The 1,336-nt window shown below is 43.0% G+C and carries 1 protein-coding gene; it reads left to right on the top strand.

What is annotated here, in order from left to right; all coding sequences use genetic code 11:
• Window positions 1-130: 130 nt before the first annotated feature.
• Window positions 131-1,336, top strand: a 1,206-nt coding sequence (locus tag A3766_RS25295) for a serine protease (protein ID WP_197479739.1), incomplete at its 3' end; no start/stop codon positions are given.

The raw sequence follows: 1,336 nt of genomic DNA, 5'->3' as shown, positions 1-1,336 counted from the left end.
ATAAAATTCGAGGAGTTTTTTGCTGTGTTCCTGATGCATGATTTTAGTTGTTTTATATCTCTCAGCGTTTTACTTGTGCAGTACAGGTCCAGTTCAATATATAAAGATTATGAGTTCCATAGAGGTCAGGATGGCTAAGGGTATGTTTCTTTCAATGTGTGGTCAGGCTTTAGTTGCTAGGCGCAATGTCGGTATTGTTCGGGTGATGTTATTTGCCATGCTTGCTTGTGTTGCGAGTAGCTCTGCTCTCTCAGCTAATCGTATAGTCGGTGGCGACGAAGTTGAGGTAGAGAGTGATTACCCTTGGATGGTATCGCTCCGAAATTCGGCAACTGGCGAGCATGAATGTGGCGGTACCTTGATTCATGAACGTTGGGTGATGTCTGCTTCGCGTTGTTTCTATGAAGAGCCTGCTGAAGCAATTTCCGTCTATGTTGGAGATTATGATATCTCACGAATTGAAGAAACTGAGCGGCGTATTGGGGTGATTAGTCGCGTGGAGTCAGGTCGAGATTTGATGTTGCTTGAGTTGGCCGATGCGGTTGATGTGAGTGTTTATCCACCTCTTGAATTAGTTAGCTCAGCCATGTTTAAAGGTGTCGAAGCAGGTCATTTGCTAACAATTGTTGGATGGGGGGATCGTGATGGCAACCCCAATCTTATTTCTAGTGGGGGCGGTGAAGACACAATAAACGAAGACTTTCCAAGCGTATTGCATGAAGTGAATGTACCGTTGTTCAACCAGACCGAATGCAATAAAGCCTTCCTGAATGGCGATTTAGAAACGTCGTTGGGAGCTGACTTTTTACCAATATATGGTAATGCTATTGACGGTAAACATATTTGTGCAGGTTATATCGAAGAGACAGGTGATGGGCTTCAAGGTCTATGCGAAAAAGATAGTGGCGGCCCTTTATTATTTCAAACAGGTGGTGAATGGTTTCAAGCCGGCGTGGCAAGCATAGCTCCTTCTGTTTGTGGAAGTCTGGATTATCCAGATGTTTTTACCCGGGTTTCAGCGTTTAAAGAGTGGGTGGACAATATTATAAACCCTGTTGATTTGACCCCAGACAAGCTTTCTCTGCCTGAAAATGTTACTTCAAGTATATTGGAGGATGGTGAGAACCCTGTATGTAGTGGTGGCTCGGATGAGTCTTTAAAATACAGAATAAAAGAGGTTAATGGGTTTTCTTTAAGCTTTACAAATAGTGCTGCTGATAGCTTTGTAATTGATAGTGTTGAGCTTCAAGTTGATGAGATTGAAACCAATGAATGTGGTGTAGGAACGGTAAAATATACACCTTCCGAGCTATCGATTACCAGCATGGAAGATAGT

Source organism: Oleiphilus sp. HI0132, assembly GCF_001635845.1.
Note: the sequence above shows the minus strand (reverse complement) of the source record. Positions and strands in the feature narration are given on the sequence as shown.